Origin of the sequence: Pseudoduganella aquatica (assembly GCF_009857595.1) — a bacterium.
GTDB lineage: Bacteria > Pseudomonadota > Gammaproteobacteria > Burkholderiales > Burkholderiaceae_D > Rugamonas > Rugamonas aquatica_A.
In genome coordinates this window covers 1-4,915 of record NZ_WWCU01000083.1, presented here as the reverse complement: position 1 = coordinate 4,915, position 4,915 = coordinate 1, and the positions used below count along the sequence as shown (strand labels likewise).

Below are 4,915 nucleotides of genomic sequence, written 5' to 3'. Positions count from 1 at the left end.
CCAAGCCAGTAGAGCGGGCGATATCGTCCAACGCCTGGGCAAGCAAAGCGGCGTCACTGCCGCCATCAGTAAAACATGCTGTCAGGTATAAGCCCACGTCCTCGCGCGTCTGCAAATATCTTGAGCCATCCCATTCCGTCAGCTGGATTGTCATTCTATACCTTGTATATCACGCAATAGTTGCCGTGCTCGCTTGATGTCGTCACGCTGAGAAGACTTGTCACCGCCCGCCAACAGGATCACGATCTCCTTGCCATACCTTGCAAAGTAGATTCTGTAGCCGGGGCCAAGGTGAATCCGCATTTCGGAGACGCCACCACCCACTGCAGCGCAGTCTCCAAAGCTTCCGTTACGCGCACGCGCAATGCGTACCTGGATGGAACTGACAGCCGCCTTATCCTTCAGGTTCAACAGCCAGTCGTCAAAGACGGAAGTCGTCAGCAAGCGTAGCATCACGCGCCTTCATTTTAGCAGCATGCGTGGATCGTGTAGCGGCGCTGGATTAGCCCTTGTGAAGCATGTCGCCGCTCGCCATGAGCGTTGCGCCGCAGCTGGTTTTGTGGCCTTCATATGCCACGGGAACGCCGTCTATTGTGTGATCGGAATCGCCTTCGATGATGGTGCAGACACCGCCGTGGCCAACAACCGGGCAAGTGCATTTGTCACCCAAGACGGCGACGGGCTTGCCGTCGACTGTGAAGTGCGGCGCGCCGCTGCTGATGACTTTGCCGCCGTGCGAGGTGGAGTCGCCGACGCAGATGACTTTGCGCATGGTTCTTTCCTTATGGACGCTCGTAGTTTTTCGGATCGATCTGGGGCAGGGTCGTGTTTTCCAGGATTCTGGTGCCTATTGTGTGATATTGAGATTTGCGTTTTTCTTCGGACGGCGGAGTCACGAGGATGATGCTGGCTTCGTTCGGGTCGCGCAGGTTGAAAGCGGCGCTGACGCCGCCCTCTTGGTAGCTGCCGATCACGCCGATTGCCATCTGCATGAAGAACGTCGCGGCACCGGTGTTGCCGAGTCGGCGGTCGGTGTCGATGAACTGGTTGGACTTGGACGGGTCGATCTCGGGACCGCCGTCGGCTTCGATCTGGCGGAGCAGGCCGTGGAAGGTGATCAGTTGCTTCTGGTTGTTGGCGGTGGCGACGATCACGCGCGCCGGTCCGGCGGGGCGCTCTGCTTGCGGCAAGGTCTGCAATGCTTCCTGCCAGCCGGCGTGCAAGGCGGCTTCACGGTCGGCCTGGTGCTTGATTGCCTTGCCTCCGTTATCGGTCATCTTGACGAAGACGGGGCGGTGAATGAAGCCGAGGCTCGGCAGCGCATCAAAGCGTTCAAGCTGGTCAGTGTTCCATGGGACGGGGAACCAGGGAGTGGGCTTCCAGTCGCGTGGCGGATGGTGCTTCCACAGGGAGGTGGCGTCCAGGAAGCTGATTGGGCCTGTGCCACGGATGTCGGGACGGGCGCCGAATTTTGCTGCTTCGGCGAGCCATTCTGCGGTGTTTGGTTGCAAGCCAATGCTGTCGGGATGACGTGGAACCGAATCACGCAGGTTCAAGTAAGCGAGAAACAGACGTCTGGCAATTCCGTAGTCGTTTTGGAAGGCTACTGACTTACCATCACTGACATCCTCGAAGACAAATGGCCGCATGGCGTCGACACGCTCGCGCCTTGCCAACACAAATAGAGCAGACGAGTCCGGCATCTCGGGGACATAGTAGCCGTCTTTCATAACCGTGAAAGTTGGCAGATATGCTAATCGCATTGGCGTACTATCGGCAGAAGTGAGGACTACGTAAGGAACATCGGGGTTCTTGTCGAAAAATGTGAAAATCATTTCAACAATACGATCAGGCCTCTCGGACAGCTCGTGATGATTGGCCACAAAGAGATGGGTGATCATTCCCGATACACCAACACCGCCCGTAATCCCTACTTGCTCAAGCTTTGTCCCGTCTGCTTGAATACTCCGGTGGCACAATGGCTCCGCATTAAATACCGGCGTTCCCCAAAATTGGGGAATTTCAAAAGCGGCATTCTCAAGGCTGGCACCCTCGTGTTCACCAGACAGGCCACTCTTATCGGTTCCTTGCCAGGGATATTTTTTTGGATCCGTCTCCCTTATAGTTGTGTGAGCATTCCCATTCACCAACGCCTGCCAAAGCGCTTTCTGGCGATATTTATCAAGGGTAACGCCAAGACCAATCACCTCCAGGACATACTCTTTTGCTCTTGGGGTATCAGCCGCTTTCCGGGCTATAGCAGCTGTCTGTTTGGCTGGCGTTGGAGTTCTTGAATGCGTGTTCACGTAGGCCTTATAGATGAAGAACACCAGCACTCCCAAACAAACCCAAAAAACCATCATCGCTTTCGACATGTGGCCTCCACGGAATATATTCAGGATTTCAACTCCGACAGCACGTCAGCAGGCAAGCCCTCCGGCAATACCGGCAATCCAGCTGGCAATACACCTGTCGAGTAGTACTCGGCATTGCCCTCGATTAGGCGTCTTCGCCACGCCGGTTCGGATCCCAAATAGGCCGCGTGAGTTGCTCTAAATTCCTCCCATTGCTGGATGCTCCTCCGCTTCCTAAGAGGATCCTTTTGCACCCGCCAGTCCGCGAACTCACACAGGTACTTGTAGAATTTGGGATCGCTCGACGCTTTGCCGCTACCGATAGCGACGTCATAAGCGGTCACGTTGCGGTGGTTTTCCTTGCCGCCGAAGATGGCGCCGTGGAAGGAGCGGGGGACTTTGGTTTTCTGCCAACGCAACCTCGCTTCATTGGGCGTTTCGGTGCGTTTGACAATCACCTTGGCGGGGTTGGCCGGCAGCGGCGTAAAGCCGTTATTCATGCAAACGTAAGCCTCCAGCACTTCGCAGCACTCCCCTACAACCTTATCCTTGTTTAGCCAGTCCTGCACCTTGCTTTTCAGATCGGCTGTATGCCCAACCCTCAGGTTATGCAATTCCCGCCTGGGGCTGTCGGAAATGACCAACTTGTCTGCTTCTGCAGCTGGATATACGTAGGGGACAGTCAGCCACATGTTGTACACGCCGTATTCACTCGTGACAGCGATAGCTGCGTCGATATGATCGACAGCCTCTATGCCCCCTGCACGCCCTTTCGCATCGGAGAACGATCCTTCAAGAAGGCTGGCAAGTACGGGCTGTTTTAGCGCCTCTCCGTTGATGAGCCGCACACCATGGCTGATCGTCTCCTCCACGTCCGCGCCCTCCGGGGTATCCTTCCTGCCGGCGAGATGGCCCCGCACCGCGTGCTTGCTCAGGAAAGAATCACTGACCTCGCTGTGCGACTGGTCGTCCTCTCCTGGCTGACGCAACATGAAGTAGTAAGGGCTGTTTGCAGCCCCAACTTGCACGTATTCGCCGGACATTGGATCAGGCCGACGCTTGCGCGTAAACACGCGCTGGCGGAACCCTTCTCCCAACTCTCCCAACGGCTTGCGCAGGATGTCGCTGGAACTATTGTGCTTGATGCCAGCGGTCTCCTTCCGTACTGTCTTTGTGCCGCGTTGGTACTCAGGCACACCCTGCCATCCAATGCCTTGAACATTGGCGAGGGCCACCGTCATGTCTTCCGGGCCGAAGTACAAATACACCTTCCCGCGATTATCCCGGTCCTCACTGGCCTTCCAGGCTTTGCCGACTACACCAAAGTGCTTCGCGACCTCAGGCAACTCCGCCATCGGAGGTTGAGTGTGTTTGCGCGCCCAGATGGCCTTGGTTATCCGCGATAGGGTAGTCAAGCGCGCGTTCAAAGTTTGAATACCGTCGATCGAACTATATCGATTCTTCATCAGGGCATCATCATCGGAATAGCCGTCGACAGCGGACACCGATATCGGGATGTTTTCGACCAAGCTATAGGGCGGATTGTTCAGAATCAAAGTGTCGGCAGGCCTGGCATTGGGCTGGACCGCCTTGATCTTCGGATCGAGCAGAAATGCCTGCGCCAACAGACTGACCAGGCAGCCTTGGCTATGCGCCACGATGGAAACAGTTTCATTCTCATCATAGTCCCGGATCATGCAAATCAGTGCGGCCAAGCGTTGCGCGGCCAAGATCATATACATGCGACCAGGGTTGTTCAAAACCGGGTGAGTAGCGTCTTTCTGCGCAATGTCCAACGCCCGGAACACACCCCATTTGCCGCGATTCCACATATCGGGCAATGTGCTAGTGGCATTGGCGAACGGACCGCCACCCTTCGAATAATCCTTGTCCAGGCGATTGCCATGGCGATCAAGGAACTGTCCCCGCGCCAGCTTGGCGTTGCTGCTGACATGCGCGTCGAGTTCCCGGAATCCCCAATAGAACGGGATCACGGGACTGTGAGTACTGTCCGAGATGGTGCGTTTGTAGAAGATGGCGTCGGGGTCTTCTTCCACTTTGTTGTTGTCTGATTCGGCTGGAAGGCGATAGCTGGCCGCCTTGAGGTCGCCGCAAAGGCGGGTGCTTAAACCCTCGCACAAGCCACTTTCAACCGCTGCGTATGCTGTGCCGACATCGTTGACGCCATGAATGACGATGATGTTGCCGGGCACGTTATGCCGCAGCGGAATCACCTTGTCTTTCAAGCGTTTACGGGCGTAGACGCCGCTGGCAAAGCCTGCTTCGTATGGCACTTTCGTGTAGATTCCCACCTTAAACTCCTTTTGGCAAAGGCTAGCTGGACTTGTTACGCATTACCTTGGCGGAGGCAAGATGCATCGCGTCGCTTTGCAGCATCGCCGTCTTTCCACTGCCATCGGTTTTTTCCGAGCGTTCAGTCCCATCACTGGCACTGGTCTCAACATCCATCTCAGGTGCAGGGATGCCGCCGTCCAAATGGCTGTAGTAGCGTGCTTCGAACTTGAGGTCTGTATTACCTTCATCAAAGGTTGGAAGAGCGG

General features: G+C 56.0%; 5 protein-coding genes. All 5 read right to left on the bottom strand.

What is annotated here, in order from left to right:
• Window positions 1-150: 150 nt before the first annotated feature.
• On the bottom strand, window positions 151-453 hold the full coding sequence (locus GTP77_RS29465) for a type II toxin-antitoxin system RelE/ParE family toxin (RefSeq protein ID WP_161075705.1): 303 nt from the start codon (window positions 451-453) through the stop codon (window positions 151-153).
• 49 nt (window positions 454-502) lie between these two features.
• Window positions 503-772, bottom strand: coding sequence for a PAAR domain-containing protein (locus tag GTP77_RS29460; protein ID WP_161075704.1), 270 nt, complete (start codon window positions 770-772; stop codon window positions 503-505).
• A 10-nt stretch (window positions 773-782) separates the two neighbouring features.
• Complete coding sequence (locus GTP77_RS29455; RefSeq protein WP_161075703.1) at window positions 783-2,375, bottom strand: type VI lipase adapter Tla3 domain-containing protein; 1,593 nt, start codon at window positions 2,373-2,375, stop codon at window positions 783-785.
• Between the two features lie 20 nt (window positions 2,376-2,395).
• Window positions 2,396-4,666 (bottom strand): T6SS effector phospholipase Tle3 domain-containing protein, encoded by a 2,271-nt coding sequence (locus GTP77_RS31345; RefSeq protein ID WP_161075702.1) that lies wholly within the window; start codon window positions 4,664-4,666, stop codon window positions 2,396-2,398.
• Between the two features lie 22 nt (window positions 4,667-4,688).
• The coding region (locus tag GTP77_RS29445) for a hypothetical protein (protein WP_161075701.1) at window positions 4,689-4,915 on the bottom strand (227 nt) is incomplete at its 5' end.

Coding starts and splice junctions, on each gene's coding strand:
- GTP77_RS29460 (WP_161075704.1), bottom strand. CDS start 772: ATGCGCAAAGTCATCTGCGTCGGCGACTCCACCTCGCACGGCGGCAAA.
- GTP77_RS29455 (WP_161075703.1), bottom strand. CDS start 2,375: ATGTCGAAAGCGATGATGGTTTTTTGGGTTTGTTTGGGAGTGCTGGTG.
- GTP77_RS29465 (WP_161075705.1), bottom strand. CDS start 453: ATGCTACGCTTGCTGACGACTTCCGTCTTTGACGACTGGCTGTTGAAC.